This window comes from Oleiphilus sp. HI0067, from assembly GCF_001635735.1.
Window position 1 is genome coordinate 1 of record NZ_LWFI01001501.1, and the last position, 1,243, is coordinate 1,243.

Annotated in this window: 1 protein-coding gene; it reads right to left on the reverse strand. The window is 42.0% G+C overall.

What is annotated here, in order from left to right; genetic code table 11:
- The coding region (locus A3739_RS24470) for a DUF1631 family protein (RefSeq protein ID WP_156502810.1) at positions 1–1,243 on the reverse strand (1,243 nt) is incomplete at both ends.

The following is a 1,243-nucleotide window of genomic DNA, read 5'->3' on the forward strand; positions in this document are numbered from 1 at the left end:
CATCACGAAGAGGGCTATTTTGATCTTCAAAGAAAGTATCGTTTTCCAAAAGTTGGCGTAAAACTGGTATTTCTAATCGAAACAGATGTTGTTTGCCTTCAGAGCTAATACGCGGATTATTTTGTAATGATCCAAAGAAACGATCAATAACGTCTACTTGTCCTTGTTGCTCATGCGATAGAGCTTTCTCTTCATCTTCTCCAGTATTTAAGCTTTGAAGAACACGAGACAATAAGCTTAAGGCTTCACCGTCGCTATCAAGAGAACGTGTTGGGATTTGCTTCTGCGCAAGCCCTTCGTTCAACTCATTCGAACTAAAAGCTGAGACAGAATAATCAATTTGTGCGGTCTTCTTAGATGGGAAGCTACTCAAGATATTTCTAAAAATTGAAAAGGACTGAGCTTCTTTAATCTGTTCTTGGTCAACACCTGGCTCGACAGGACTTGATTTACCAGTAATGTTGCTAGCAGAAATATTACCTTGATCAACGCCAGCATGATTCAATGATTGCTGGCGATATCCAAAAGGCCTGTTAGCTTGAGAGGACGAGGGCGATTGTTGAGAAGAGTTGCTTTCAGAAACAGAGTCGACAATAGGGCCACTTGTTTCTGAAGCGGGCTTTGAATTAACAGACGCATTTGATGCAGTAGTCTGAGCTGAATCATTAAGAGCTTCGTCTTCTACCGAAGGCTCGGAGTCTTTGCTTTCTGGCAGATCGGGTGAAACAACTTTCTCTTTGGCCAGAGAGCTAAGACTCTTATCCGCTAGAATACCTTCAGCTTCAAGCGTGCTATTGAGCTTTTGATATAGCTCATCCAGCACACCATGCAATGCCTTTTCGTATAGTTTGAATGCAAGCTTTTCCAGAGTTGGGTCATTAACGAAATGATGTATCGCTGAACGAAATGCGTAAACCGCTCGTTCTGGACCTAAGGGGCTACTGCTCGCAATCGGACTATGATAATTCATTGCATCCGTGCGCATTTTTAGTAGCAATAAATCTGTACGAAAGTGCGATTCTAAACGCGTAATGAGCACCCGCGCGATTAACCAATCTTCAAACTCTACTTTTTCGATAATACTTAAATTCGACTCGTTTTCTTCGTGTTGAGAAAACTCTAAAGCTAAGCTGTCAAAGCTAAGAATATCGTTGCGAGCTTTGGAAATAATACTCGAACTATGCTTCTCAACGCGCTCAGCAATGCTCATGCGCGCATTTGCATCTTGATCAGTCGATGCTTT